This is a genomic window from Streptomyces sp. NPDC002004, assembly GCF_053593975.1.
In genome coordinates this window covers 79,383-104,269 of sequence record NZ_JBSFDP010000013.1, presented here as the reverse complement: position 1 = coordinate 104,269, position 24,887 = coordinate 79,383, and the positions used below count along the sequence as shown (strand labels likewise).

Below are 24,887 nucleotides of genomic sequence, written 5' to 3'. Positions count from 1 at the left end.
CCGACCGGCCGGCGGTCTCGGTCCCGGAGGCGCCCGTCGTCCGCCTCACTGCCCGGTCAGCCGTTCGAGCAGGGCGGTCGCCTCGGCGATGGTGCGCCGCTCCGACGCGTCGAGCTGTTCGCCGATGGCGTGGGAGAGCCAGCCGCGCTTGGCGGCACGGACCGCGGCGAGTGCGGCACGCCCGGTGTCGGTGACCGACATGACGGACTGACGGCCGTCGTGCGGATCGGGGGTGCGCTCGACGAGCCCCTGTTCCTCCAGGGCGCCGAGCGTGAGCCGCATGGACTGCGGGCGTACGTACTCGGCGCGCGCCAGCGCGGCCGTCGTCGCCGGCCCCTCCCCTTCGAGACGCGCGAGGACGACCCGCTGCGAGGGGGTGAGCCGGCTGTCGGGCGCGGCGGTCCGCAGCCGGCGGACCAGCCGCCCCACGACGTCCGCGAGATCGGCGGCGACCTGCTCTGGGTCGTCGGCGACGGGGTCGTGCCGTGGTTCGTCCATGGCTCCAGCATAAAGATGGACAGGGAGCCTTGCAAGTTTTCCTGTCCATCTATTGGGACGGGCCGGGCCCCTCCGGCGCACGATCAGGCCGTCACCTTCCGCAGGAAGCCGTCGAGGTTGCCGAGCATGCGGTCGATGCGCTGCTCCAGCGTGAGCGTCTCCTCGTACCGCACGCGCAGCCCCGTGTCGCGCTTGTCGCGCAGATACAGCGAGCAGCCGAGGTCCGCGCACATGTACGCGCCGACCGTGTTGCCCTGCCGGCCCGCCGCGCCCGCGCGGGGTGCGGCGAGCAGGGCGACGCCGGAGCCGGGGTGAGTGGTGAGGCACAGGCTGCACGCCGTTGTCCTGGTGAAGCCGCGGGGTATCTTCTGGGGCGCGCGGAGCGTCACGCCCGTCAGCCGGTCGTCGCGCCGGACCACCAGGTATCCGCGGTCCGGGGCGCCGGGGTCGCGCCAGCCGAGGAAGTCCAGGTCGGCCCAGGGCAGTTCGGACAGACCGCGGGGCAGGCTGATCCGCTTCGCCTCGCCCTGGGAGCAGTTGACGAAGGACGCCCGGATGTCTTTGTCTTCGATGGGATCCATGATTCGCCGAAGCTAACAGCGGCCCGGCCGCACCGTCGCCCGATTTATTCCGGGCGGGAGCGCCCGGACCCGCAACCCCGGCGGAAGCGCCGGACCCGCGATCCCGGCGGAAGCGCCGGGCCCGCGGTTCGGACGGGCCCCGGATCCCCGCCTCATTCGAGGAGCACGTCGGGTTCGTACATGTCCAGCCACAGCGCCAGGTCCAGGGCGCGCTCCAGGCCGCGCCGCGAGGCCTGGGTGATCTGCGGTACGTCACGGTGGGCGGCACGCTCCAGCCGCGCCCGGTCGACGAGGCCGAACACGCGGTGCGAGGGGCGGGCCAGGAGGTCCTTGACGTGCTCCTGGAGGGCGAGGGCGTACTTGGGGTCCTGGGTCGACGGATAGGGGCTCTTGGTGCGTTCGTAGACGGAGGTGGGCAGGAGGTCTGCGGTGGCCTCGCGCAGGAGGCTCTTCTCCCGGCCGTCGAACGACTTCAGCGACCAGGGGGCGTTGTAGACGTACTCGACGAGCCGGTGGTCGCAGAACGGCACGCGGACCTCCAGCCCGACGGCCATGCTCGCCCGGTCCTTGCGGTCGAGCAGGACGCGTACGAAGCGGGTGAGGTGGAGGTGGCAGATCTGCCGCATGCGGTACTCGAAGTCGCTCTCGCCGTCGAGGCGTTCGATCCCGGCGACCGCGCCCCGGTAGCTGTCGCGGACGTACGACTCCAGGGCGAGGCGTTCGGTGAGGTCGTCGCGGAGCACATCTCCGTCGTCGCCGAAGTGCTCGGCGTACCGCAACAGCCAGGGGAAGGTGTCGGCGCGGCGGGCCTCCTCGTCGAAGAACTGGAGGTAGCCGCCGAAGACCTCGTCGGCGGACTCGCCGGACAGGGCGACCGTCGAGTGCTCGCGGATGGCGCGGAAGAGGAGGTACAGGGAGGTGTCCATGTCGCCGAAGCCCATGGGGAGATCGCGGGCACGGATGACCCGGGCGCGTGCGTCCGGGTCGGCGAGGCTCTGGGCGTCGAGGACGATGTCGCGGTGGTCGGTGCCGGCCGCGCGGGCGACGTCGTGCACGAAGGGCGCATCGGGGGTGCCGCGCAGTTCGTCGGCGACGAAGTTCTCGGTCTGGCCCACGAAGTCGACGGCGAAACTGCGGACCGTCTCGCCGGTCTCGGCGAGCTGCCGGGCGGCCAGCGCGGTCATCGCGGAGGAGTCGAGCCCGCCGGACAGCAGTGTGCAGCGGGGCACGTCGGCGACGAGCTGACGGCGCACGATGTCCTCGAGGAGCGAGCGCACGGTGGCGATCGTGGCGTCGCGGTCGTCGGTGTGCGGCCGGGTGCGCAGGCTCCAGTAGACCCGGCGGCGCAGCCCCTGCCGGTCGACGGTGACGACCGTGCCGGGCTCGACCTCGTGCATACCGTCCCAGACCGCATGGCCGGGCGTCTTCACGAAAGCGAAGAGTTCACGCAGGCCGTCGAGGGTGACCCGGGGCCGGGCGAGCGGGTTGGCGAGGATCGCCTTCGGCTCGGATCCGAACAGCACGCCGTCCGGGGTCGGGTAGTAGTAGAACGGCTTGATGCCCATGCGGTCGCGGATCATGACGAGCTTGTCGTGGCGCCCGTCCCAGACGGCGAAGGCGTACATGCCGTTGAGCCGCTCGGCGACCGCCTCGCCCCATTCGACGTAGCCGCGGAGCACGACCTCGGTGTCGGACGAGGTGCGGAACCGATGACCGCGGGCGGCGAGTTCCTCGCGCAGCTCGGTGTAGTTGTAGGCCTCACCCGAGTAGACCAGGGCGACGGTGCCCTCCGGGGTCTCGGCGGTCATGGGCTGACGCCCGCCGGGCAGGTCGATGACGGCCAGCCTGCGGTGGCCGAGTCCCACGGGTCCGTCGATCCAGGTGCCGCGGTCGTCGGGGCCCCGGCAGGCCATGGTCTCCGTCATCGCGTCCAGGGTGGCGGATGCCGTTTCCAGGGCGCGGTCGAAGGAGACCCAGCCGGTGATGCCGCACATGCGTCCTCCCACAAGCAATTAGTTGTAACGAGCACCTATGAAACGAGCCTGTGACATTGCGGGGCCGGGGTCAACGCGCCGATCGCCCGACCGGTCGCCGCACCCCCACCGTTTCGGCCGTCCGGGTGGGCCCGCGGCGTGGCTCCGCCGCCTCACGACGGGCCGGACCGCGGGCCCGGCGCCACGAACGAGCCATCGGCAAAGACTTCACCAACGATCATCCGTGGCGCGGTCCGGCGTCAGTCGGACGCGCTGCCCGCGTTCGCCGCCGGGCGCCGGAACGGGGCCGGGGACCGCGTCCCCGAGGCCCTGGTCGTGGCCGGAGCCGGCTTGCGCTTGGGGTCGGGAGTGACGTCCTGGGGGAAGGTGAGCTGCTGGCTCATCCACTCGAGGGCGGGCCCGATCTCCCGGATCCAGGTCGTGAAGTGGTGGCTGCCCTCCGGCAGGATGATCTTCGCGGAGGTCATCGGCGGCCGCACGGCGGACAGGAACTTCATGGTCTCGCCGTAGTCCTTCTCGCCCTTGCGGCTGCTGGCGACCAGCACGGAGACGCGCGGCCGGGGCAGGTGGCCGAGCCGCCAGATCAGGTCGTGCTCGCGCTGCCGGCGCGCGGCCGCCGGGCCCGTGCCGAAGAGGTCGCCCGTGGTCAGGTCGTTGCCGATCCGGTAGTCGGCGGACAGCGCGGCCGCCGATGTGTAGACGCCCGGGTTGCGCAGGGCGAGCTGAAGGGAGCAGGAACCGCCGGACGAGTACCCGAGGGCACCCCAGGCACTCGGGTCGTGACCGACGCGGTACGTCTCCTTGAGAGCCTCGGGCAGGTCCTTGGTGAAGAACGTCTCGGCCTGCGGGCCGCCCGGCACGTCCACGCACTCGGTGTCCCGCGGCGGCGCGATGGTCGGCCGGACCATCACGACCACGGTCGGCTGCATCCGGTTCTCGGCGATCAGCCGCCCGGCCGTCTGGGGCACCTGGAGGTACTTGGCGAGGTTGATGATGCCTCCGGGGTAGCCGCTGATCGCGACGACGACCGGGAAGCGCTGCCGGTGGTACTGCTTCTGGAAGTACTGCGGCGGCAGGTAGACGAACGCCGGGTTGATGGCGCGGGTCCGGCGGCCGATGACGCGCACGGACTCGACGCGTCCCACCTTCTCGGCCGGCCCGCGCGGAATGCCCTTCACCTGGTCCAGGCCCTGCGCACCCGCCGGCTGGATCAGCCCGCCGTGACGGGCGCCGACGGTCGAGTAGACGCCGCCCTTGGTGAGACCGGTGACCTGTGCCGGCGCGGTGGAACCCCGGCCGAGGAGTTCGTCCCACGAGCCGTAGAACTCGAAGTTCGCGTTCACGGCGAGGGCGAAGGCCACGAGCACCGCGATCTGGGTCACGCCGATCGTGGCCAGGCGCCCCAGCACCGGCAAGGGGCCGGACCGTGCAAGACGTGGCCACAGCCAGACCGTGAGACCGACGCACGCCAACGCGCTCAGTGCCACGGCGTATTCGAGTGCCCGACTGGTCAGGCCCATGGATCCCTCTTTCCGCTGTTCGTCACGCGCTGGGGCATGACGTCACCCCACGAAAGGGCGTTCTTGTCACTCCGGTCGTGCGCACTGCGCTGACCGGCGGAATTCACCCGGGAAGAGGTCGCCGAAGGGACGAAGGGTTTGCTCGTCTCCGCGTTCTTACCAAGCTCCTGCCCAGTTCTTACTCGGATGCCGCCGCGCGCTCCTACGCTGATCCGCCGTGAAACAACGACCCGCGTCCCTGGCCGGTCACACCTGCCTGCTCATCGGGCTCATCGACATCGTGTCCGCGGTAGTGCCGCGGATGAGAGAAGGCAGATACGAAGACATCGCGTCCTACGTGCCCGGCCTCGCCGACGACGTCGCGCGGGCCGGTGCCCTCGCCGCGGGCATCCTCCTGGTCATGCTCGCCCGCGGACTGCGGCGGCGGAAGCGCGACGCATGGCGTGCCGCCGTCCTGCTGCTCACCCTGAGCACCGTGCTCCAGGCCGTACGCCACCACCACCTCGTCGCCGCCGCCGTCTCGGCGGTGCTGTGCGCGGCCCTCGTGTGGCAGCGGGACGGTTTCCGGGCGCTCGGCGATCCGCGGGGCAGAGTCCGGGCCTTGTGGAATCTGCTGGTGCTGGGCGCGTGCAGCGTCGGCCTCGGTCTCGCCGTCGTGGGCTTCCGGGCCGACGAGGAGGCCGGGCACGGCATAGCGCTGACGGACCGGCTGTGGCAGGTGGGCTACGGCCTGTTCGGCATGGCCGGGCCCGTGCACTACAGCAGCGAACGCGCCGCGGACATCGTCTCGTTCTCGCTCCTCGCGCTCGGTCTGGTCACCGCCGCCACCACGGTGTACCTCGCGCTGCGCCCCGTGCCCTCGCCGACCGACGGGAGCGGCGACCGGCTGCGCGCGCTGCTCGCGCAGGAGGGCCGGCGCGACTCGCTGGGCTACTTCGCGCTGCGCGAGGACAAGAGCGTGCTGTTCTCGCCGACCGGGAAGGCAGCCATCGCGTATCGCGTGGTCTCCGGTGTCGCCCTCGCGGGCGGCGATCCGATCGGCGACCCCGAGGCCTGGCCGGGCGCCATCAGGACGTTCCTGGAACAGTGCGAACGGCACGCCTGGACCCCCGCCGTGATGGGGTGCAGCGAACTGGGCGGACAGGTGTGGATCCGTGACGGCGGACTGCGCGCGCTGGAGCTCGGCGACGAGGCGATCGTGGACACCCGCTCGTTCAGCATGGCCGGGCGCGCCATGCGCAACGTCCGGCAGATGGTGAACCGCATCGAGCGCGGCGGCTACACCTGCCGGGTCCGGCGGGTGCGGGAGTTGTCCGACGAGGAGAGGCGGCGGCTGCGGGAGGACGCGGCGGCCTGGCGGGGCAGCGCGACGGAACGCGGCTTCTCCATGGCGCTCGGCCGCTTCGGCGGTCCGCAGGACGACGACTGTGTGGTCGTCACCGCGCACCAGGCCGACGCCGAGGGGCGCGACCGGGTGCGGGCGTTGCTGCACTTCGTGCCGTGGGGCGACGACGGGCTCTCGCTCGACCTGATGCGCCGCGACCGCACCGCGGAGCCCGGGCTGAACGAACTGCTCATCGTGGCGGCCCTGAAGGCGGCCCCGGACCTCGGGGTTCACCGGGTCTCGCTCAACTTCGCCGTGTTCCGTGCCGCGCTGGCGCGCGGCGAACGGCTCGGCGCGGGACCCGTCCTGCGGCTGTGGCGGGGGCTGCTGGTGTTCCTCTCGCGCTGGTTCCAGATCGAGTCGCTGTACCGGTTCAACGCGAAGTTCCAGCCCGTGTGGGAACCGCGGTTCGTGGCCTACCCCGCGGCCCGCGACCTGCCGCGCATCAGCTGGGCCTGTCTTCAGGCGGAGGCGTTCGTGGTGCTGCCCAGGCCGGCGGAACGGCTCCGCCAGCTGGTGCGGTCGACGACGGCACGCACCCGGGGCGGCACGGTCCCGGAGCCCCGCGGCGACAGCGCCCAGGCCGCGGAGGAAGCACATCGGCTCTCCTCGTAAGAGGATGGGCCCATGCTGCTCGCCCGGCTGGCCCAGGTCTCCCGGGAGGTCGCCGCGACGTCGGCACGCTCCCGGAAGGTCGCCCTGCTGGCGGAGCTGTTCCGCGAGGCGGGGCCGGACGACGTGCCGGTGGTCATCCCGTATCTGTCGGGGCGCCTGCCGCAGGGCAGGATCGGTGTCGGCTGGAGCGTCCTGCGCGACCCGGTCGCACCGGCGGCGGAGCCGACGCTGACGGTGCGCGCCGCGGACGCCGCGCTGACCGCACTGGCGGGCGTCTCGGGGCCGGGGTCGCAGACGGAACGCCGCCGTCTCGTCGCCGGGCTGATGGGCGCGGCGACGGCCGACGAGCAGCGCCTGCTGTTCGGGCTGCTGACCGGTGAGGTGCGGCAGGGTGCGCTGGACGCGGTCGCGGTCGAGGGGCTGGCCGTGGCGACCGGCGCACCGGCGGCGGACGTGCGCCGCGCGGTGATGCTCGCCGGTTCGCTCCGGACGGTGGCCCAGGCCCTGCTGGCCCGGGGGCCGGACGCCCTGGCCGGGTTCCGGCTCACCGTCGGCCGCCCCGTCCAGCCGATGCTGGCGCAGACCGCGTCGTCCGTGTCCGACGCGGTGGACCGGCTGGGCGCCTGCGCGGTCGAGGAGAAGCTGGACGGCATCCGCGTACAGGTGCACCGCAGCGGCGCCGAGGTGCGCGTGTACACCCGCACCCTCGACGACATCACCGACCGCCTGCCCGAACTGACGTCCGCGGCCCGGCGGTTGCCGGGCGAGCAGTTCATTCTGGACGGCGAGGTCATCGCGCTCGACTCGGACGGGCGTCCCCGGCCGTTCCAGGAGACGGCGGGGCGTGTCGGCTCGCGGGTCGACGTCGCAACGGCCGCGGCGGCGCTGCCGTTGTCCCCCGTCTTCTTCGACGCCCTGTCCGTCGACGACCGGGATCTGCTCGACCTGCCGTTCGAGCATCGCCATGCCGAGCTGGCGCGACTGGTGCCGGAACCGATGCGGGTGCGCCGTACGGTCGTCGCCGACCCCTCGGACCCGGCGGCCCGGGACGCCGCCGGTGCGTTCCTCGCGGACACGCTGGCGCGCGGCCACGAGGGCGTGGTCGTCAAGGGCCTCGACGCGCCCTACAGCGCCGGGCGGCGTGGCGCGTCCTGGCTCAAGGTGAAGCCCGTGCACACCCTGGACCTGGTGGTGCTGGCCGCGGAGTGGGGGCACGGCCGGCGCACCGGGAAACTGTCCAATCTGCACCTGGGTGCCCGACGGTCCGACGGGTCGTTCGCGATGCTGGGCAAGACCTTCAAGGGCCTCACCGACCGGATGCTGGCCTGGCAGACGGAGCGCCTCCGGGAGCTCGCCGTGGACGACGACGGCCGGGTGGTGACCGTGCGCCCCGAACTCGTCGTCGAGATCGCGTACGACGGTCTGCAGCGGTCGACGCGCTACCCGGCGGGTGTCACGCTCCGCTTCGCCCGCGTGGTGCGCTATCGCGAGGACAAGACGGCGGCCGAGGCCGACACGGTCGCGACGGTCCTGCGGACGTCGCCCGTGCCGGGTGCCGCGGATCCGGGTACATCGCAGGAGTGACGGCTCCCGCGCGCCGGTGACGGTGACGACGGGACGGCCGGCAGGACGACGGTTCGCGACACACCGGGAGAGCGATGACGGGCAAGCGCAGTGCCGGGCTGCTCCTCCACCGCCGCGCCGACGACGGCGTGGAGGTGCTGCTCGGCCACATGGGCGGGCCGCTCTGGGCGCGGCGGGACGTGGGGGCCTGGAGCGTGCCGAAGGGCGAGTACGTGCCGCCGGAGGAGGCGTGGGAGGCCGCCCGCAGGGAGTTCGCGGAGGAACTGGGGCTGCCGCCGCCGGAGGGTGAGGCCGTGCCCCTCGGCGACACCCGGCAGTCCGGCGGGAAGACCGTCACGGTGTGGGCGATCGAGGCGGATCTCGACCCGGAGGCGGTCGTCCCGGGCACGTTCACGATGGAGTGGCCGCCGCGGTCCGGCCGCATCGGGACGTTCCCGGAGATCGACCGGGTCGCGTGGTTCGGCGTCGACGCGGCGCGTGAGGCCATCGTGAAGGCACAGACGGTCTTCCTGGACCGTCTCGTGGCGCACCTGGCCGGCTGAGCGGTCCTGGGCCGCCCGTACGGCGCAGGGCCCGTCTTGCGGCCCGGCACCGCCGGGGTGAAGGTCGAAGCACCGGCCCCCAGGAGGTCTCTGCCATGCCCATCGCAACGGTCAATCCGGCCAGCGGCGAAACCCTCAGGACGTACGACGCCATGGCCGCCGACGAGGTCGAGCGGAAGCTCGCCACCGCCGCCGAGGCCTTCAGGACGCACCGCGCCACCGGCTTCGACGAACGCGCCCGGCTGCTGCACCGTGCCGCCGGCCTGCTGGACGAGGACCAGGAGGACATCGCGCGGACCATGACCACCGAGATGGGCAAGCCGGTCAAGCAGGCCCGCGCGGAGGCCGCGAAGTGCGCCAAGGCGATGCGCTGGTACGCCGACCACGCGGAGGAACTGCTCACCGACGAGCACCCGGCGGACGCGGACGTGAAGGACTCCGGCGCGTCACGGGTACGCGTCGTGTACCGCCCGCTCGGCGTGGTGCTCGCGGTCATGCCGTGGAACTTCCCCCTCTGGCAGGTGATCCGCTTCGCCGCGCCCGCCCTGATGGCGGGCAACGTGGGGCTGCTGAAGCACGCGTCGAACGTGCCGCAGACCGCCCTGTACCTGGAGGACCTGTTCCGCAGAGCGGGCTACCCCGAGGGCTGCTTCGGGACGCTGCTCGTTGGGTCCGGAGCGGTCGAGGGCGTCCTGCGCGATCCCCGGGTGGCCGCGGCGACCCTCACCGGCAGCGAGCCGGCGGGCCGCTCGGTGGCCTCGATCGCCGGGGACGAGGTCAAGAAGACGGTCCTGGAGCTCGGCGGCAGCGACCCGTTCGTGGTCATGCCGTCGGCGGACCTCGACCGCGCCGCGAAGACCGCTGTGACGGCACGGGTGCAGAACAACGGCCAGTCCTGCATCGCGGCCAAACGGTTCATCGTCCACGAGGACGTGTACGAGGCGTTCGCGGACCGGTTCACCGCGGGAATGCGCGGCCTGACGGTGGGCGACCCGCTCGACGAGGACACCGACATCGGCCCGCTCTCCAGCGAACAGGGCCGTGCCGATCTGGAGGAGCTCGTGGACGACGCCCTGGAGCACGGCGCGACGGCGCTGTGCGGCGGACAGCGGCCCGAGGGCTTCACCGAGCGGGGTTACTACTACGCGCCCACCGTCCTGGCCGGCATCACCCCCGGAATGCGCATCCACCAGGAGGAGGCGTTCGGTCCGGTCGCCACCCTGTACCGGGCGGCGGGGCTCGACGAGGCCGTGGCCCTGGCGAACGACACACCCTTCGGACTGAGTTCCAACGTCTGGACGCGGGACGACACGGAGGTCTCGCGGTTCGCGCGCGATCTGGAGGCAGGCGGCGTGTACGTCAACGGGATGACGGCCTCTCACCCGGCCTTCCCGTTCGGCGGGGTGAAGCGCTCCGGGTACGGGCGGGAGCTCTCCGGGCACGGGATCCGGGAGTTCTGCAACACGACGACCGTGTGGATCGGCGCCTGACCCGCACCGCCGGGCGGAGTGGTCCTGCCGGGTTCGTGTCGCCCGCTTCGTGCGGCCTGCCCGCTCCGCCCCTTCCGGGGGGCTACGATCCTCAGCGTCGTCGTCCCCGGGAGGTCCAGTGGGTCGGGCAGTGACACCGCCTCTGATCATCGACAGCAACGGTCACTTGAGCGTGGCGGCCGCCGATGTGAGCAAGCTGCTGCGAGCCATCGGGGCACAGTGGCTGCGCATGGTCCACACGGGCGACGAGGACCTCGACGAGGACACGGTGGCCACGCTCACGATCGAGCTCGCCAAGCTGGCGGACCGCATCGACGTGGCGTGCATCGCGCACAGCAGCGGTCCGGGCATGCAGGGGCAGTAGGGTCCCCTGCCGGTCGCACCGTCCCCGGGCCGCGTTCCGCTGCGGCGGAACGCACCTGTGCCTCCCCGAACACCTTCCCAAACACCTGTTCGCCCGCCCGGAAGGGCCCCTGCCGGTGGGCCGGATGGCCGATCGCTGCGCCGCACCGGCGCCCCGACGTCCGACGGGACGTCCGCCCCGCCGCGCAGCGACCTGCACACCCGCTCCCACCTGCGGCGGAGCAGGGCCTGAACGCCCCCGTCACGGATGGTGCGTTCACTGGAGTGGAGTAGCCCGGCGCGCCCCCGTCCCCCGGTCGGGGGATCGTGAGGGGACCACTCCTCGGGGGCTCATCCCTCCCCCCAGGGGTGAACCACTCCTCACGCGGGGGGCGAAGGAAGGCAGACTCATGGCAGTGTTGTGCAAGCCCGCTGTCTCCGTCCCGGAACATGTCATCACCATGGAGGAGACCCTCGAGCTGGCTCGCTCGCGGCATGCGGGACATCCCCAACTCCCGCTGGCGCTCCGGTTGATCGAGAACACCGGGGTCGAGACGCGGCACATCGTCCAGCCGATCGAGGAGACCCTCAAACACCCGGGGTTCAACGAGCGCAACAAGCTCTACGAGGCCGAGGCCAAGGCACGTGTGCCCGCGGTCGTGCGGCGCGCGCTGGAGGACGCGGAGGTCCGCCCCGCCGACATCGACGTCATCATCTACGTGTCGTGCACGGGCTTCATGATGCCGTCCCTGACCGCGTGGCTGATCAACGAGATGGGGTTCGAGAACTGCACGCGGCAGCTCCCCATAGCGCAGCTCGGCTGCGCCGCGGGCGGCGCGGCCGTCAACCGGGCGCACGACTTCTGCACGGCGTACCCCGACGCCAACGCGCTCATCGTGGCCTGTGAGTTCTGCTCGCTGTGCTACCAGCCGACGGACCTCGCGGTCGGCTCGCTGCTCTCCAACGGCCTGTTCGGCGACGGGATAGCCGCCGCCGTGGTCCGCGGCCGCGGCGGCACCGGCGTCCAGCTCGAGCGCAACAGCTCGTACCTGATCCCGCGGACCGAGGACTGGATCTCGTACGACGTCCGCGCGACCGGCTTCCACTTCCTGCTGGACAAGCGCGTGCCGAAGACGATGGAGCCGCTGGCCCCGGCGCTCAAGGAGCTGGCGGACGCCCACGGCTGGGACGCCTCCGACCTGGACTTCTACATCATCCACGCCGGTGGGCCGCGCATCCTGGACGACCTCACCAAGTTCCTCGACGTCCCGCCGGAGGCCTTCCGGTTCAGCCGGGCGACGCTCACGGAGTACGGGAACATCGCCAGCGCCGTCGTCCTCGACGCCCTGCGCCGGCTGTTCGACGAGGGCGGCGCCCCCGAGCAGGCACGCGGCATGCTGGCCGGCTTCGGCCCCGGCATCACGGCCGAGATGGCGGTGGGCAGCTGGGTGACCGAGAAGGCGAAGGCGAAGGCGACGGTATGACCGACGACCTGACGACCGAAGGGCCCTCGCCCGACGAGGTCACGCCCCATGTGACCGCGCCCGAGGTGGAGTACAGCGGCGTCACGGAATCCGGCGTCATGAGCGCGCTTCCCCCGGTGCGGTTCTGGCCCGTGGCCGACCTGACCGCCGTCGACTTCGACCCGGTGCTGGAGGAGCTCATGCAGGAGGGTCCGGTGACCCGGATCCAACTGCCCAACGGCGAGGGCTGGGCGTGGCTGGTGACCCGCATGGACGACGTGCGGTTCGTCACCAACGACGCACGGTTCAGCCGGGAGCGGGTCATGAGCCGGCAGATCACCCGGCTGGCACCGCACTTCATCCCCGTGGCGGGCGCCGTCGGCTTCGCCGACCCGCCCGACCACACCCGGCTGCGCCGTTCGGTGGCCCCCGCGTTCACGGCACGTGGCGTGGCACGGCTGCGGGAGCACGCGCAGGAGGCGCTGGACGGGCTGATCGACGCCCTGCTGCGCGACGGCCGGCCGGCCGACCTCACCGAGCGGATACTCGGCCCGTTCCCGATCGCGGTGATCTGCGAGCTGATGGGCGTGCCGCCCGCCGACCACGGGCGGATGCACACCTGGACGCAGCTGATCCTGTCGTCGTCGGCGGGCGCCGAGGCGAGCGAGCAGGCCAAGAACGACATGCTCCGCTACTTCGGCAGGCTCATCCCCGAGCGCCGCGACAGCACCGGCGAGGACGTCGCCTCACTGCTGGGCTCCGCCGTCGCCCGGGGCGAGCTGACGCACGAGGAGGCGGTGGGACTCTCCCTGCTTGTCCAGATCGGCGGGGAGGCCGTCACCAACAACAGCGGCCAGATGTTCTATCTGCTGCTCACCCGTCCCGAACTGCTGGAGCGCCTGCGCGCCGAGCCCGGCGTGCGCCCGCAGGCCATCGACGAGCTGCTGCGGTACATCCCGCACCGCAGCGCCGTCGGGTTGTCCCGCATCGCTCTGGAGGACGTGGACATCAAGGGCGTACGCATCCGGGCGGGCGATGCGGTCTATGTGTCGTACCTCGCCGCCAACCGTGACCCGGACGTGTTCCCCGAACCGGACCGGATCGACTTCGACCGGACTCCCAACCCGCACGTGGCCTTCGGGCACGGACCGCACTACTGCGTCGGCGGCATCCTCGCGAAGATGGAGCTGGAGCTCCTGGTCGACGCGGTCGTGGACCGGCTTCCGGGCCTGCGGCTCGCCGTCGCGCCCGACCGGGTGCCGTGGCGCAGGGGAGCCCTGATCCGCGGCCCCGAAGCCCTGCCCGTCACCTGGTGAGCCGGGAGAGCCATGACGACCCTCATCGCGACCGACGAGGAACTGCCGGAAGAAGTGCCGGAAGGGCTGCTCGTGCCGCCCGGCGAGGGCCGGACGGTGCGGACACCCGCGCAGCACGTCACCTTCAAGGTCACCGGTTCGCACTCGCGAATCACGTCGAGCTTTGAAGTGGTGGTGCCGCCGGGGTTCGACGTCGGCGCCCATGTCCACACCCGCAGCGAGGAGCTCTTCTACGTTCTCGAGGGCGAGGTCGACGTGCTCGCCTTCGAGCCGCGGGTACGGACACCCGACCGCTGGCAGAAGTGGGAGTCCCTGTCCGGCAAGGGCGTCGTCCGGGCCACTCCCGGCACGGTCATCGCCGTGCCGCCGGGGTGCCCGCACGCCTTCGCCAATCCGACCGACACGCCCGCGAAGATGTTCTTCCAGGCCTCGCCGCCGCCCGACCACGAGCGGTACTTCGACGAGTTGCTGGAGATCCTCGCGGCGGGCGGGCCGCCCGACCACGAGGCGATCGAGTCGCTGCGGGCCCGCTACGACATCGAACAACTCACCCCCATGCGCCACCGCTAGCCGCGGGGCGCCCCCTCCCCCGCCCTTTCCCTACTCGGGGGCGGGGGACGGGGAGCGGAGAGCTACCGGATCGGCATGCCCGACAGGGTGCGGGCGATGACCAGGCGCTGGATCTCGCTGGTGCCTTCGAAGATCGTGTAGATGGCCGCGTCCCGGTGCATCCGCTCGACGGGATATTCGCGAGTGAAACCGTTGCCACCGAGGATCTGCACGGCCTGTGCCGTGACCTTCTTCGCGGTCTCGCTGGCGAAGAGCTTCGACATGGAGCCCTCGGCCGCGGTGAACGGCTTGCCGTTGACCGCCATCCAGGAGGCCCGCCACACCATCAGCCGTGCCGCGTCGATCGACGTCCGCATGTCGGCGAGCTGGAAGGCGACGCCCTGGTTGTCGATGATCGGGCGCCCGAACTGCTCCCGGGTCATCGCGTAGTCGAGCGCCACCTCGTACGCGGCACGGGCGGTGCCGACCGCCATGGCTCCGACGGCGGGGCGGGACGCCTCGAAGGTGGCCATGGCGGCGTTCTTCACCCTCGCCGAGCCTCCGCCCGTCCCGCTTCGCTCGCCGCCGGACCTGGCCCGCTCACGGGCGCGGGCGAGCCGCTCGTCGAGCTTGTCCTTGCCGCCGAGCAGGCAGGAGCCGGGCACCCGGACGTTCTCGAGGACGACCTCGGCGGTGTGCGAGGCGCGGATGCCGTGCTTCTTGAACTTCTGGCCCTGCGACAGACCGGGCGTGTTCGGCGGAACGATGAAGGACGCGTGGCCCTTGGAACCGAGGTCGGGGTCGACCACCGCGACGACGACGTGCACATTGGCGATGCCGCCGTTGGTGGCCCACGTCTTGGTGCCGTTGATCACCCACTCGTCCTTGGCCTCGTCGTAGACGGCGCGCGTGCGCATCGAGGCCACGTCGGAGCCCGCGTCCGGCTCGGAGGAGCAGAAGGCGGCGACCTTGACGTCGTTGGTGTCGCCGTACATCTGGGGGATCCAGGTGCCGATCTGCTCCTCGGTCCCGTTGGCGAGGACGCCTACGGCGGCGAGGCCGGTGCCGACGATCGACAGGGCGATGCCCGCATCACCCCAGAACAGTTCCTCCATCGCCATCGGAATGCCGAGACCGGTGGGGTCGAAGTACTGCTGGGCGTAGAAGTCGAGCGAGTAGATACCCACCTTCGCGGCCTCCTGGATCACCGGCCACGGCGTCTCCTCGCGCTCGTCCCACTCGGAGGCCGCCGGCCGGATCACATCGGCCGCAAACCCGTGGAGCCAGTCCCTGACCTCCCTCTGCTCGTCGTTGAGCTCCATGGTGAACTCGGCCATGACCCCTCCAGCGCTACGCTCAAAGCAGTGTTACTTGCGGTAACCGAAGTCTGTTACCGACGGGTAGCCAATGTCAACCTCCGGCAGCCCGTTCGAGGCCCCCTGCCTGCCGGTGTTACTTTGCGCAGGCGTCACCGATAGAGCACGGGTGGGGAGAGCACATGGACACCACACAGCGGACCGATCAGCAGCGGACGACCGACCAGCGACGGCGTGAGCTGCTCCAGGCCGCCGACCGGGTGGTGCTGCGGGACGGCCCCGGAGCCTCCATGAACGCGATCGCCGCCGAGGCGGGGATCACCAAACCGATCCTCTACCGGCACTTCGGCGACAAGGCCGGCCTGTACGCCGCGCTCGCCAAGCGGCACACCGACGCCCTGCTCGACGCGCTGCGCACCGCGCTGGACGCCCCGGCCGAGCGCCGCGAGCGCGTCGAGGCGACGCTCGACACGTACCTCGCGACGATCGAGGCCGCGCCGCAGGTCTACCGGTTCCTGATGCACCCGGCCGAGGGCACCGGGCCTGGCGACCAGGGCTTCGACGTCGGCCGGCACTCCGCACCCCTGCTCCGCCGACTCGGCGAGGAGCTGGCGAAGGTCATCGAGGAACGCATCGACCTCGGTCCGGAGACCCACCAGCTGGCACGCGTCTGGGGCCACGGCATCGTCGGCATGATGCATGCGGCGGGCGACTGGTGGCTCGGTGAACGGCCGTGCTCCCGCGCCGAGTTGGTACGCAGCCTCGCCGATCTGCTGTGGGGCCGGCTGGCCGCGGCCGCCGACCGCGCCGGCGCACCCGGCTTCTAGACCGGCCCGCCCTGCGGCACCGTCCCCCGGTCCGCACGGGCCGCCGCGTCCGTACCGGCCGGCCGGTCCGGGCGGGCCCACGGGGCCCGCGCCGCCTGCCTCAGCACCTTCCATCTGCGCCACCCCGTGATGTGGTCCGTGTACACGCCGCCGTCGAGATGGTCGCACTCGTGCTGGAGACAGCGGGCGAAGAACCCGGATCCGTGCACGCGTACCGGCTCCCCCCGCATCGTCACGCCCTCCACCACGGTGTGGTCGAAGCGGGGCGTGCCCGCTTCCAGACCGGGCAGCGACAGACAGCCCTCGGGGCCGCGCACCACCACACCGTCCGCCTCCACGAGCCGGGGGTTGACCACATGCCCGAGATGGCGCCTGTCCTCGTCGTCCGGGCAGTCGTACACGAACACGCGCAACGCCTCGCCGATCTGGTTCGCGGCGAGACCGACGCCGTGGGCCGCGTACATCGTCGCGAACATGTCCTCGACAAGACGCTCCAGCTCCGGGCCGAATGCGGTGACCTCGGCGCAGGGGGTGCGCAGGACGGGGTCGCCCAGCAGCGTCATGGGCCTTACGCGCCCTGTGGCGCCGGGGATAGAGGCGTGTCGCATGACCGCAAGGGTACGTTCGGTGTTCTGCGGGCACCCTCTGCGGTGCCGCAGTTCGGGGCCCGATCAGGATCTCGATAGGCTGAGGGCCAACGATGCCGGGTGGCAGGCGCGGCGCCGTACGCAAGGAGGATCGAGAAGGATGGCAGGCAACTCTGACCCGCTCTCGCCGCGGGCCAAGCTGGCCGTGACGGCGGGCAAGGCGGTCGCTGCCGCGTCGCGTGCTGCGGGCCGCGGCAGCGGATCGGTGATCGGTGGCCGGGTGGCACTCAAGCTCGACCCCGACCTGCTCGGCCGCCTCGCACAGCATCTGGATGTGGTGTTGGTCTCGGCGACCAACGGCAAGACGACCACGACGCGGCTGATCGCGGAGGCGCTGCGCGCCGCGGGCCCGGTCGTGTCGAACGCGCTCGGCGCGAACATGCCCGCCGGCATCACCTCGGCGCTGGCAGGCGGCTCGGAGTCCAGGTACGGCGTCATCGAGGTCGACGAGAAGTACCTCGCGGGCGTCGCCCGCGACGTCGAGCCGAAGGCGATCGCGCTGCTGAACCTGTCGCGCGACCAGCTCGACCGCGCCGCCGAGACCCGCATGCTCGCGGAGCACTGGCGCGAGGGCCTGTCCGGCACCAAGGCCGTGGTCGTCGCCAACGCCGACGACCCGCTCGTGGTGTGGGCCGCGTCGTCCTCGCCGAACGTGGTGTGGGTGGCGGCCGGCCAGATGTGGAAGGACGACGCCTGGTCGTGCCCGTCCTGCGGCGGTGTCATGCAGCGCCCGGGCGACGACTGGTTCTGCGGCGAGTGCGGCTTCCGCCGCCCGACGCCGAGCTGGGCGCTCCAGGGCGACTACGTCCTCGACCCGCACGGCTCCGCCTGGCCGATCCACCTCCAGCTGCCCGGCCGCGCCAACAAGGCGAACGCCGCGAGCTCGGCCGCGGTCGCCGCCGTGTTCGGGGTGCCGCCGCAGGTCGCGCTGGAGCGCATGTATCAGGTGCAGGCGGTCGCGGGGCGCTACGACGTGGTCCAGTTCATGGGCCGGGACCTGCGTCTGCTGCTCGCGAAGAACCCGGCGGGCTGGCTGGAGACGTTCTCGCTGATCGACCAGCCGCCGGCGCCGGTGATCCTCTCGGTCAACGCGCGCGGCGCCGACGGCACCGACACCTCCTGGCTGTGGGACGTCGACTACACGCGGCTCAGCGGTCACCCGATCTTCGTGATCGGCGACCGTCGGCTCGACCTCGCGGTGCGTCTGGAGGTCGCGAACCAGAACTTCCAGGTGTGCGAGAGCCTCGAGGAGGCTGTCCGGCTGGCTCCGCCCGGACGGATCGAGACGATCGCGAACTACACCGCGTTCCAGGACCTCCGCCGCATCGTCGGCAACTGACCGCCGGCCTCCCGTAAGGACTTCCCCAAGCATGAGCGACAGCAGTCTGCGTCTGGTGTGGGTCTACCCGGACCTGCTCAGCACCTACGGCGACCAGGGCAACGCCCTGGTGGTGGAGCGCCGGGCCCGGCAGCGCCACCTCGACGTCAGCCGCATCGACGTCCGCAGCGACCAGCCGGTGCCCACCTCCGGCGACATCTACCTGATCGGCGGCGGCGAGGACCGTCCGCAGCGGCTGGCGGCCGAGCGGCTGCGCCGCGACGGCGGCCTGGCCCGCGCGGCCGGCAACGGCGCGATCATCTTCTCGGTCTGCGCCGGCTACCAGATCCTCGGCCACGAGTTCATCAACGACCTCGGCGAGCGGGAGCCCGGCCTCGGGCTGCTCGACGTGGTGTCGACGCGCGGCGAGGGCGCGCGGTGCGTCGGCGACGTGCTCGCGGACATCGACCCGCGCCTGGGGCTCCCGCAGCTCACCGGGTTCGAGAACCACCAGGGCGTCACGCACCTGGGCCCGACGGCGCGCCCGTTCGCGCAGGTGAAGCTGGGCCGGGGCAACGGCACCGGGGACGGCACGGAGGGTGCGTACAACGACACCGTCTTCGGCACGTACATGCACGGCCCGGTGCTCGCCCGCAACCCGCTGATCGCGGACCTGCTGCTGAAGCTCGCCCTCGACGTGAACGCGCTGCCGCCCACCGACGACCGGTGGTACGAGGCGCTGCGCGCCGAGCGCATCGCGGCCGCGCAACAGCCCGCCTGACCGCCGGGCCGTTCGGCGGATCGTACGAAACGGGGCCCGGCCCGGCCCGGATGATCGGGCATCCGCACAGGTGAGCGGGCACGTCCAGAACGCGGACCCGGTTCTGCCCCGCCCCCTTCCGCCGGTAGGGTGGCGGGGTTCCAGCCGGACGACGTGGTCCGGTCACCGGCCCACGTTGCAAAGGTATTCCGGGCTATGCGCATTGGTGTCCTCACCTCCGGCGGCGACTGCCCCGGCCTGAACGCCGTCATCCGTTCGGTCGTGCACCGCGCCGTCGCCGATCACGGCGACGAGGTCATCGGCTTCCACGACGGATGGAAGGGTCTGCTCGAGGGCGACTACCGCAAGCTGGACCTGGACGCGGTGGGCGGCATCCTCGCCCGCGGCGGCACCATCCTCGGCTCCTCCCGTGTGCAGCCCGCACATCTGCGGGACGGCGTGGAGCGGGCCAAAGGGCATGTCGCCGAGCTCGGCCTCGACGCGATCATCCCGATCGGCGGCGAGGGCACCCTGAAGGCGGCCCGGCTGCTGTCCGACAACGGGCTGCCGATCGTCGGTGTGCCGAAGACCATCGACAACGACATCGCGGTCACCGACGTCACCTTCGGCTTCGACACCGCCGTCGGTGTCGCGACCGAGGCGCTGGACCGTCTCAAGACCACCGCCGAGTCGCACCAGCGGGTGCTCATCGTCGAGGTCATGGGCCGGCACACCGGCTGGATCGCGCTGCACTCGGGCATGGCCGCGGGCGCCCACGCGATCGTGGTGCCGGAGCGGCCGTTCGACATCGACGAGTTGACCGCCCGGGTGGGCGAGCGGTTCGCCGCGGGCAAGCGCTTCGCGATCGTGGTGGCCGCCGAGGGCGCCAAGCCGCGTGCCGGCTCCATGGAGTTCGACGAGGGCGGCAAGGACATCTACGGTCACGAGCGGTTCGCGGGCATCGCCCGACAGCTGTCCGTGGAGCTGGAGGAGCGCCTCGGCAAGGAGGCCCGCCCGGTGATCCTCGGCCACGTCCAGCGCGGCGGCACCCCCACCGCGTACGACCGGGTGCTCGCCACCCGCTTCGGCTGGCATGCGGTGGAGGCCGCGCACCGCGGCGAGTTCGGCATGATGACGGCGCTGCGCGGCACGGACATCGTGATGGTGTCGCTCGCGGAGGCCGTGGAGACCCTGAAGACGGTTCCGGCGGAGCGGTACGACGAGGCCGAGTGCGTGCTGTGAGCCGTACGCCCAGCTGAGCACTGCCCCCGGTCGCGGACGCGGCCGGGGGCAGTTCTAGTCTGGTGCGGACAGACGGCACGCAATCAGCACGAAACAGGAGCCGCCGGATGGACCACAGCGGGCACGGCATGACGATGGATCTGCCGCCGTTCACGCTGGGACGGGGGCTCGAGTGGTCCGCCGACCCGTTCTTCCTCGTCGGCTGCCTGCTGGCCCTGGCCCTGTACGGCTGGGGCGTGGCGCGGCTGGTCCGGCGCGGTGACCGCTGGCCCGTGGGCCGGACCGTGGCGTTCGCCGCCGGTGTGCTCAGCGTGCTGCTGGTGATGTGCACCGGGCTGAACGACTACGGCATGGTCATGTTCAGCGTGCACATGGTGCAGCACATGGTGATCAGCATGCTGTCGCCGATCCTGCTGCTGCTGGGAGCACCGATCACGCTGGCGCTGCGGGCCCTGCCGGTCGCGGCCCGCGGCCGCAAGGGCCCGCGGGAGCTGCTGCTCGCGCTGCTGCACAGCCGGTACATGCGGGTGATCACGCACCCGGCTTTCACCATCCCGCTGTTCATCGCGAGCCTGTACGCGCTGTACTTCACGCCGTTGTTCGACACGCTGATGGGCTCCATGGGCGGCCACATCGCGATGATGGTGCACTTCCTCGCCGTCGGCCTGGTCTTCTTCTGGCCGATCATGGGCGTGGACCCGGGCCCGCACCGGCCCGGGTACGTGATGCGGATGCTGGAGCTGTTCGCCGGCATGCCGTTCCACGCCTTCTTCGGCATCGCCCTGATGATGGCGTCGGAACCCATGGTCGGGTCGTTCGCGCACCCGCCCGCTTCGCTGGGCATCGACGCACTGTCCGACCAGACGTCGGCGGGCGGCATCGCCTGGGCGTTCAGCGAGGTCCCGTCCGTACTGGTGCTCCTGGCGCTGCTGTTCCAGTGGTACAGGTCCGAGCAGCGTCAGGCGCGGCGCACGGACCGCGCCGCGGACCGGGACGGCGACAAGGAGCTGGAGGCGTACAACGCCTACCTCGCGTCGCTCAACGCGCGCGGCCGATAGGACCCGTCCTCCGGCAACGCACGCGGCCGATGGACCCCGCTCCCCCGCTCTGGCGCCGCCCCGCCCCCAGGGCGGACCATGGGGGCGAGGCTGTGGTCCGGACGGCCGGCGCCCGGCCCGCCGTGAGGAGGGTGTCGCGATGCCCGGTTCCACGAAGGCGATGGGGGTCATCACCATCAGCGGTCTGGTGCTGGTGACGGCCTACACGGTGGCCCTCGGCAGCAACGGCTGGCTGTGGTTCGGCTGGGTCGTCCTGGGACTGATCACGGTGGGGATGGTGGCCTCCCGCACGACCTGAGACGCCGCCACGGGGCGGCGTCGCGCATGGTGCGGTCCCCTACGGCGCGGCGGACGCGCGCACGGCACGGTAGGCCGGGACGCGAGCGCGGTCGCGCCGGGCGACGGGTTCCGGTGCGAGGGCCGGCCCGCGCGCCACCGCGGGCTCCGGGATGACGCTCTCCGGGTCCCCGTGCGGTTCCGGTACGCCTGCGGGCGCCCCGGACAGGGTCTTCGGCACCCGCTTCGCCTCGCGCAGCCGGGTCAGCGGCAGACGGGCCACCAGGGGCTGGCGCTCGGCGGACTTGACGCGGCGCGAGAACCACACGACCTTGCCGTCCGGGCGGCCGTGGACGCCCCAGCCGTCGCTGAGCGCCGCGACCAGGGCCAGGCCGCCGCGGGCGGGGCCCAGCAGGCGCGGCATCCGGCGCTCGTGGTCGGCTACGGCCGCTATCAGGTGCTTGCCGTTCCACCACAGCTCGACCATGCAGGTCTTGTCCTCGGCGTGCTCCACGACATTGCGGAGCAGTTCGGCCACGCCCCGGCACACCGGCTCCACCTGGGGATCGAGGCCCCAGTACCTGAGGTGCGCGGCCACTATGCGGCGCATCTGCGGCACCCGCTCGGGGCTGGCTTCGACCTCCACGAGGTAGTAGCCGGGAACCGTCGGAACGTTCATCGTTTTCGCTCCTCACCCATGAAGCCCACTCTTTTGCCTCACCCATGCGGCGGACGCCGTCCATGGAGCCGAGCCCCGAACACGTAGCGTGAGCAGTTGCTTCTTCTGAGTCGCCACCAGAGTGAACTTTTCTCGCGCCGCGCGCAACAGCAGCGCCAAGGGGAAGCGCCGGGTGGTTGAAGCGCCAACAAGAGCCTTTTGCGGGCGGACGAGAAGATGTCCGGTGAACCAGAGCCGCCAGGCCCTGCCGTCCGAAGGCGAGCGTCGCGATGCTTCTCCCCGACAAGTCGCAGGTCGCCGCACTGCTCAGCCGCTATCGCACGTGGGAGCGGCTGCTGCGCGCGAACCCGTCCAACCGGACGGTCCGCCGGCGATTCGAGGACACCGGGTACACGTTGTGCATTCTCATGGGTCGGCAGAACGCCCTTGAGGCGGTGTGGGCCGCCGAGCGCTATCTGCTCGCGCATGCCAGCTGACACCGGCTGGACCGAGGGCCCTACGCACGGACGCCGACCCGCCTACTCGTTCGTGGAGTTGACGGCGAACAGCGCGCCGTCGGGGTCCCGCAGGATCGCCTCGTCGCTGTCGGACGTGGTGGTCCGTTCGATGACCCAGCCGCCGTGTTCGCCGGTCGCCTCCACGCAGCGGCCGACATCGGCGACGGGGAAGTGGATCTGCCAGCGCGGTCGGACCGTGGGGTCCGCGGCGTCCTCGAGCGCACCGGAGTACAGGCGGGCCACGACGTGCCCTCCGCTGCGCAGCACGACCTCGTCCGCCTCGTACCCGACCTCGCAGCAGCCGCAGCGGGAACCGGCCCATTCCAGGACCTCGCCGTAGAAGATCGCGGCCTCGAAGGCGTCACGCGTGCGCAGCCGCACCCAGGCCGGGGCCTGGGTGCGCCAGCTCTCCCAGCCGGCGAAGAGCTCGCCCTGCCAGACCCCGAAGGTCGCGCCGTCGCGGTCGGCGACCAGGGCGGCCCGTCCGGCGGGGAAGGTGAGCGGCCCGACCGCGACCGTCCCGCTGCGCTCCCGGATGCGGGCGGCGGTGGCGTCGATGTCGCTGACGGCGAAGTACGGCGTCCAGGCCACGACGGCCTGGCGGGTGCTCGTCGGCGTCCCCATGCCCGCCACCGGCACCCCCTCGGAGAAGGCGACGCAGACGTCACCGCCGAGCAGGCCGCCGTCGTGGAACTTCCAGCCGAGCACCCCGCCGTAGAAGTCCTGGGCCGCGGGCAGATCGCGGGCCACCAGACTGACCCAACAGGGTGCCCCGAAGACGGCATCACTGGTGAGTGCCGATCCGGTGCCGGCCGCTGTCGTGTCGTTGTCCATCGGGGCCCTCCAAGCGTTGGTGCGTCTACCCGTATCCATAGCACCAGAAACGGCGTGATTCCGTACGAACCGTACCGAAGGAGCACAACCCTGCCGCCCGTCGGGATGCTCCCGGAACGGGCGGCAGCGCGGCGGGCTCACTTCCGAACCCTCCCGGGGAGTTCGCCCGCGACCCACCACCCATCGGAGTTCCAGGGGATGCGCCGTCGAAACCCCCGGCGCCCGGCGTGCCGGGCCGCACGCCGGGCGGCAGGGCCCGTCTACGGCCGGTCAGGGCGTCCGGCCGGCGATCCCCGCGTCGGTGAGGGCGCAGACGGTGACCGCCGTGACCAGGAACGCGGCCGCCGCGGCGAGCAGCGTGGCCTCGTAGTAGGGCCCGCTCCCCAGGCGCGCGACCAGGTACGCCGCCGCCCCGCCCGCCACCACGGCGGGCACGATCCGCCCCAGCAGCAGGAGCGCGCTCCGCCCCGGCCGGGGCCGGCCCGGGCCCAGCGTGTCCCCCACGGCCCGAACCGCGGCCACCGACGCCATCAGGAGTCCTGCGGCCGCCGCCAGTTCCGGCGTGCCGAAGGCGACCCCGTAGCGCACCGCGAGCGCCGGCACGAGGAACAGGGTCAGCCAGCGCCGCAGCGTATGCCCGGCGAGCCGGACGGCGGGCCCCGGCGGGGCGGCCCGGACCCTACGGGCCGCCAGCCGGGATCCGGCCAGGGCGCAGGCCGCGGCCGCCGCGAGCGGCAGCCGGTCGTCGAGCCGTCCGAGGTTGTAGAGCAACGCCGTGTCGTACACGACGAGGACGAGCACCCCCAGCGACCCCAGCGAGGCGATGAACAGCAGCAGGCCGGCTGCGGACAACGGCCACCGGGAGGGCGCCGCGTCACGTGCGCCCATGAGGGCCATGAGCGGCGGCGTGAGCACCGCGGAGAGGGCACGGAGGGCGATGTCGTCCCAGGTGAACGGGTTGCGGAGCTCCCATTCGACGGCGCAGAAGACGGCCGTGTAGGACGCCGCGGCCAGCGGCAGCAGCGGCGAGCGCACGACCCTCCGGTAGAGGCCGGTGTCGAGCCAGCGGAGGACCGTCGCGAAGGCCAGCAGCACGAAGGGAAGCTCGAGGAACGCCTGGACGCGCAGCACGCAGGGCGCGAGGAGCGACGGGGCGGGGAAGCCTCGCGCGAGCGACCGCAGCGCCTCGTCACCGGTGGCCAGGTCGAACCAGCCGGCGGGCAGGTACCGCGCGACGAACGACGCGTCGCCGCCGTGCACGCGCAGCACGTAGACCGTGAACAGCACTTGGTTGAGCAGGATGACCACGGTCACGGCCGCGAGGGCGGCGAGCGGGGTCGCGCGGCGGCCCGTGTGCCGCACGGCCGTGCCGGGGCCCGCCCGCAGGCGCAGGGCCGGTGCCAGGGAGAGCACGACGGACAGCAGGATCACGGCGTCGACAAGCCCCTCCATCGCCCTCCCTCCGCGCACGCACACGGTAGTCCACGGCGGGATCACGTAGGCCGGGAACGGTTGCGACGGCCCGGCCGGGAACAGACGGTCGGGGGGTGGTTAC

Annotated in this window: 24 protein-coding genes; 15 read left to right on the top strand and 9 right to left on the bottom strand. The window is 72.0% G+C overall.

Annotated elements, in window-relative coordinates; genetic code table 11:
* Positions 1-45: 45 nt before the first annotated feature.
* The 4 genes from ACWCP6_RS21030 to ACWCP6_RS21015 all read right to left on the bottom strand — a co-directional run bounded on the left by ACWCP6_RS21030 (position 46) and on the right by ACWCP6_RS21015 (position 4,593).
* Positions 46-498, bottom strand: coding sequence for a MarR family winged helix-turn-helix transcriptional regulator (locus ACWCP6_RS21030; protein ID WP_450933985.1), 453 nt, complete (start codon positions 496-498; stop codon positions 46-48).
* A gap of 83 nt (positions 499-581) precedes the next feature.
* Positions 582-1,079, bottom strand: a complete 498-nt coding sequence (locus ACWCP6_RS21025) for an FBP domain-containing protein (RefSeq protein WP_450933984.1) — start codon at positions 1,077-1,079, stop codon at positions 582-584.
* 152 nt (positions 1,080-1,231) lie between these two features.
* Positions 1,232-3,073, bottom strand: coding sequence for an asparagine synthase (glutamine-hydrolyzing) (gene asnB, locus ACWCP6_RS21020; RefSeq protein ID WP_450933983.1), 1,842 nt, complete (start codon positions 3,071-3,073; stop codon positions 1,232-1,234).
* Positions 3,074-3,312: 239 nt separating this feature from the next.
* A complete protein-coding gene (locus ACWCP6_RS21015) occupies positions 3,313-4,593 on the bottom strand; it encodes an alpha/beta hydrolase (RefSeq protein ID WP_450933982.1) in 1,281 nt (426 codons plus the stop codon).
* A gap of 301 nt (positions 4,594-4,894) precedes the next feature.
* Between ACWCP6_RS21015 and ACWCP6_RS21010 the strand changes: the two genes are divergently transcribed.
* From ACWCP6_RS21010 to ACWCP6_RS20975, 8 genes are all read left to right on the top strand, one after another.
* Positions 4,895-6,592, top strand: a complete 1,698-nt coding sequence (locus ACWCP6_RS21010; RefSeq protein WP_450934084.1) for a phosphatidylglycerol lysyltransferase domain-containing protein — start codon at positions 4,895-4,897, stop codon at positions 6,590-6,592.
* A gap of 12 nt (positions 6,593-6,604) precedes the next feature.
* Positions 6,605-8,176: an ATP-dependent DNA ligase gene (locus ACWCP6_RS21005; RefSeq protein ID WP_450933981.1), complete on the top strand. Its 1,572-nt coding sequence runs from the start codon at positions 6,605-6,607 to the stop codon at positions 8,174-8,176.
* A gap of 74 nt (positions 8,177-8,250) precedes the next feature.
* On the top strand, positions 8,251-8,718 hold the full coding sequence (locus ACWCP6_RS21000) for an NUDIX domain-containing protein (protein WP_450933980.1): 468 nt from the start codon (positions 8,251-8,253) through the stop codon (positions 8,716-8,718).
* Positions 8,719-8,813: 95 nt separating this feature from the next.
* Positions 8,814-10,208, top strand: coding sequence for an NADP-dependent succinic semialdehyde dehydrogenase (locus tag ACWCP6_RS20995; protein ID WP_450933979.1), 1,395 nt, complete (start codon positions 8,814-8,816; stop codon positions 10,206-10,208).
* 118 nt (positions 10,209-10,326) lie between these two features.
* On the top strand, positions 10,327-10,572 hold the full coding sequence (locus ACWCP6_RS20990; protein WP_450933978.1) for a DUF6213 family protein: 246 nt from the start codon (positions 10,327-10,329) through the stop codon (positions 10,570-10,572).
* A 388-nt stretch (positions 10,573-10,960) separates the two neighbouring features.
* Complete coding sequence (locus tag ACWCP6_RS20985; protein ID WP_450933977.1) at positions 10,961-12,034, top strand: type III polyketide synthase; 1,074 nt, start codon at positions 10,961-10,963, stop codon at positions 12,032-12,034.
* A 98-nt stretch (positions 12,035-12,132) separates the two neighbouring features.
* The gene (locus ACWCP6_RS20980) at positions 12,133-13,329 is read left to right on the top strand and encodes a cytochrome P450 (RefSeq protein WP_450934083.1); all 1,197 of its coding nucleotides are present in this window, start codon (positions 12,133-12,135) and stop codon (positions 13,327-13,329) included.
* Positions 13,330-13,341: 12 nt separating this feature from the next.
* A complete protein-coding gene (locus ACWCP6_RS20975; RefSeq protein ID WP_450933976.1) occupies positions 13,342-13,899 on the top strand; it encodes a cupin domain-containing protein in 558 nt (185 codons plus the stop codon).
* 62 nt (positions 13,900-13,961) lie between these two features.
* Here ACWCP6_RS20975 and ACWCP6_RS20970 read toward each other — a convergent pair whose 3' ends face one another.
* On the bottom strand, positions 13,962-15,215 hold the full coding sequence (locus ACWCP6_RS20970; protein WP_450933975.1) for an acyl-CoA dehydrogenase family protein: 1,254 nt from the start codon (positions 15,213-15,215) through the stop codon (positions 13,962-13,964).
* 161 nt (positions 15,216-15,376) lie between these two features.
* On the opposite strand from ACWCP6_RS20970, the gene ACWCP6_RS20965 reads away from it, so the two are divergent.
* Positions 15,377-16,021, top strand: coding sequence for a TetR family transcriptional regulator (locus ACWCP6_RS20965; RefSeq protein ID WP_450933974.1), 645 nt, complete (start codon positions 15,377-15,379; stop codon positions 16,019-16,021).
* Here ACWCP6_RS20965 and def read toward each other — a convergent pair.
* Complete coding sequence (gene def, locus ACWCP6_RS20960; protein ID WP_450933973.1) at positions 16,018-16,629, bottom strand: peptide deformylase; 612 nt, start codon at positions 16,627-16,629, stop codon at positions 16,018-16,020. The genes ACWCP6_RS20965 and def overlap by 4 nt on opposite strands.
* 139 nt (positions 16,630-16,768) lie before the next feature.
* Between def and ACWCP6_RS20955 the strand changes: the two genes are divergently transcribed.
* The 5 genes from ACWCP6_RS20955 (at position 16,769) to ACWCP6_RS20935 (ending at position 21,344) form a co-directional block, all read left to right on the top strand.
* On the top strand, positions 16,769-18,007 hold the full coding sequence (locus ACWCP6_RS20955; RefSeq protein ID WP_450933972.1) for a MurT ligase domain-containing protein: 1,239 nt from the start codon (positions 16,769-16,771) through the stop codon (positions 18,005-18,007).
* 31 nt (positions 18,008-18,038) lie between these two features.
* Positions 18,039-18,767, top strand: coding sequence for a type 1 glutamine amidotransferase (locus ACWCP6_RS20950; RefSeq protein ID WP_450933971.1), 729 nt, complete (start codon positions 18,039-18,041; stop codon positions 18,765-18,767).
* A gap of 195 nt (positions 18,768-18,962) precedes the next feature.
* Positions 18,963-19,988 (top strand): 6-phosphofructokinase, encoded by a 1,026-nt coding sequence (locus ACWCP6_RS20945; RefSeq protein ID WP_450933970.1) that lies wholly within the window; start codon positions 18,963-18,965, stop codon positions 19,986-19,988.
* Positions 19,989-20,095: 107 nt separating this feature from the next.
* Positions 20,096-21,046 (top strand): cytochrome c oxidase assembly protein, encoded by a 951-nt coding sequence (locus tag ACWCP6_RS20940; RefSeq protein ID WP_450933969.1) that lies wholly within the window; start codon positions 20,096-20,098, stop codon positions 21,044-21,046.
* Between the two features lie 139 nt (positions 21,047-21,185).
* A complete protein-coding gene (locus ACWCP6_RS20935) occupies positions 21,186-21,344 on the top strand; it encodes a hypothetical protein (RefSeq protein ID WP_450933968.1) in 159 nt (52 codons plus the stop codon).
* Positions 21,345-21,383: 39 nt separating this feature from the next.
* Here ACWCP6_RS20935 and ACWCP6_RS20930 read toward each other — a convergent pair whose 3' ends face one another.
* Positions 21,384-22,001, bottom strand: a complete 618-nt coding sequence (locus tag ACWCP6_RS20930) for an ATP-binding protein (protein WP_450933967.1) — start codon at positions 21,999-22,001, stop codon at positions 21,384-21,386.
* 269 nt (positions 22,002-22,270) lie between these two features.
* Between ACWCP6_RS20930 and ACWCP6_RS20925 the strand changes: the two genes are divergently transcribed.
* Positions 22,271-22,477 carry a DUF5133 domain-containing protein gene (locus tag ACWCP6_RS20925; protein WP_450933966.1) on the top strand — a complete coding sequence of 69 codons (207 nt, stop codon included), beginning with the start codon at positions 22,271-22,273 and terminating at the stop codon, positions 22,475-22,477.
* 42 nt (positions 22,478-22,519) lie between these two features.
* Here the strand turns inward: ACWCP6_RS20925 and ACWCP6_RS20920 are convergent, their stop codons facing one another.
* Positions 22,520-23,332, bottom strand: coding sequence for a VOC family protein (locus ACWCP6_RS20920; RefSeq protein ID WP_450933965.1), 813 nt, complete (start codon positions 23,330-23,332; stop codon positions 22,520-22,522).
* Positions 23,333-23,602: 270 nt separating this feature from the next.
* Entirely contained in the window at positions 23,603-24,784 is a 1,182-nt protein-coding gene (locus ACWCP6_RS20915; protein ID WP_450933964.1) for a hypothetical protein, read from the bottom strand.
* Between the last annotated feature and the right edge of the window lie 103 nt (positions 24,785-24,887).

Excerpts from the sequence above, each read along its gene's own strand:
- ACWCP6_RS21030 (WP_450933985.1), bottom strand. The coding sequence starts at position 498 with ATGGACGAACCACGGCACGACCCCGTCGCCGACGACCCAGAGCAGGTC.
- ACWCP6_RS21025 (WP_450933984.1), bottom strand. The coding sequence starts at position 1,079 with ATGGATCCCATCGAAGACAAAGACATCCGGGCGTCCTTCGTCAACTGC.
- asnB (WP_450933983.1), bottom strand. The coding sequence starts at position 3,073 with ATGTGCGGCATCACCGGCTGGGTCTCCTTCGACCGCGCCCTGGAAACG.
- ACWCP6_RS21015 (WP_450933982.1), bottom strand. The coding sequence starts at position 4,593 with ATGGGCCTGACCAGTCGGGCACTCGAATACGCCGTGGCACTGAGCGCG.
- ACWCP6_RS21010 (WP_450934084.1), top strand. The coding sequence starts at position 4,895 with ATGAGAGAAGGCAGATACGAAGACATCGCGTCCTACGTGCCCGGCCTC.
- ACWCP6_RS21005 (WP_450933981.1), top strand. The coding sequence starts at position 6,605 with ATGCTGCTCGCCCGGCTGGCCCAGGTCTCCCGGGAGGTCGCCGCGACG.
- ACWCP6_RS21000 (WP_450933980.1), top strand. The coding sequence starts at position 8,251 with ATGACGGGCAAGCGCAGTGCCGGGCTGCTCCTCCACCGCCGCGCCGAC.
- ACWCP6_RS20995 (WP_450933979.1), top strand. The coding sequence starts at position 8,814 with ATGCCCATCGCAACGGTCAATCCGGCCAGCGGCGAAACCCTCAGGACG.
- ACWCP6_RS20985 (WP_450933977.1), top strand. The coding sequence starts at position 10,961 with ATGGCAGTGTTGTGCAAGCCCGCTGTCTCCGTCCCGGAACATGTCATC.
- ACWCP6_RS20980 (WP_450934083.1), top strand. The coding sequence starts at position 12,133 with ATGAGCGCGCTTCCCCCGGTGCGGTTCTGGCCCGTGGCCGACCTGACC.
- ACWCP6_RS20975 (WP_450933976.1), top strand. The coding sequence starts at position 13,342 with ATGACGACCCTCATCGCGACCGACGAGGAACTGCCGGAAGAAGTGCCG.
- ACWCP6_RS20970 (WP_450933975.1), bottom strand. The coding sequence starts at position 15,215 with ATGGCCGAGTTCACCATGGAGCTCAACGACGAGCAGAGGGAGGTCAGG.
- ACWCP6_RS20965 (WP_450933974.1), top strand. The coding sequence starts at position 15,377 with ATGGACACCACACAGCGGACCGATCAGCAGCGGACGACCGACCAGCGA.
- def (WP_450933973.1), bottom strand. The coding sequence starts at position 16,629 with ATGCGACACGCCTCTATCCCCGGCGCCACAGGGCGCGTAAGGCCCATG.
- ACWCP6_RS20955 (WP_450933972.1), top strand. The coding sequence starts at position 16,769 with ATGGCAGGCAACTCTGACCCGCTCTCGCCGCGGGCCAAGCTGGCCGTG.
- ACWCP6_RS20950 (WP_450933971.1), top strand. The coding sequence starts at position 18,039 with ATGAGCGACAGCAGTCTGCGTCTGGTGTGGGTCTACCCGGACCTGCTC.
- ACWCP6_RS20945 (WP_450933970.1), top strand. The coding sequence starts at position 18,963 with ATGCGCATTGGTGTCCTCACCTCCGGCGGCGACTGCCCCGGCCTGAAC.
- ACWCP6_RS20940 (WP_450933969.1), top strand. The coding sequence starts at position 20,096 with ATGGACCACAGCGGGCACGGCATGACGATGGATCTGCCGCCGTTCACG.
- ACWCP6_RS20935 (WP_450933968.1), top strand. The coding sequence starts at position 21,186 with ATGCCCGGTTCCACGAAGGCGATGGGGGTCATCACCATCAGCGGTCTG.
- ACWCP6_RS20930 (WP_450933967.1), bottom strand. The coding sequence starts at position 22,001 with ATGAACGTTCCGACGGTTCCCGGCTACTACCTCGTGGAGGTCGAAGCC.
- ACWCP6_RS20925 (WP_450933966.1), top strand. The coding sequence starts at position 22,271 with ATGCTTCTCCCCGACAAGTCGCAGGTCGCCGCACTGCTCAGCCGCTAT.
- ACWCP6_RS20920 (WP_450933965.1), bottom strand. The coding sequence starts at position 23,332 with ATGGACAACGACACGACAGCGGCCGGCACCGGATCGGCACTCACCAGT.
- ACWCP6_RS20915 (WP_450933964.1), bottom strand. The coding sequence starts at position 24,784 with ATGGAGGGGCTTGTCGACGCCGTGATCCTGCTGTCCGTCGTGCTCTCC.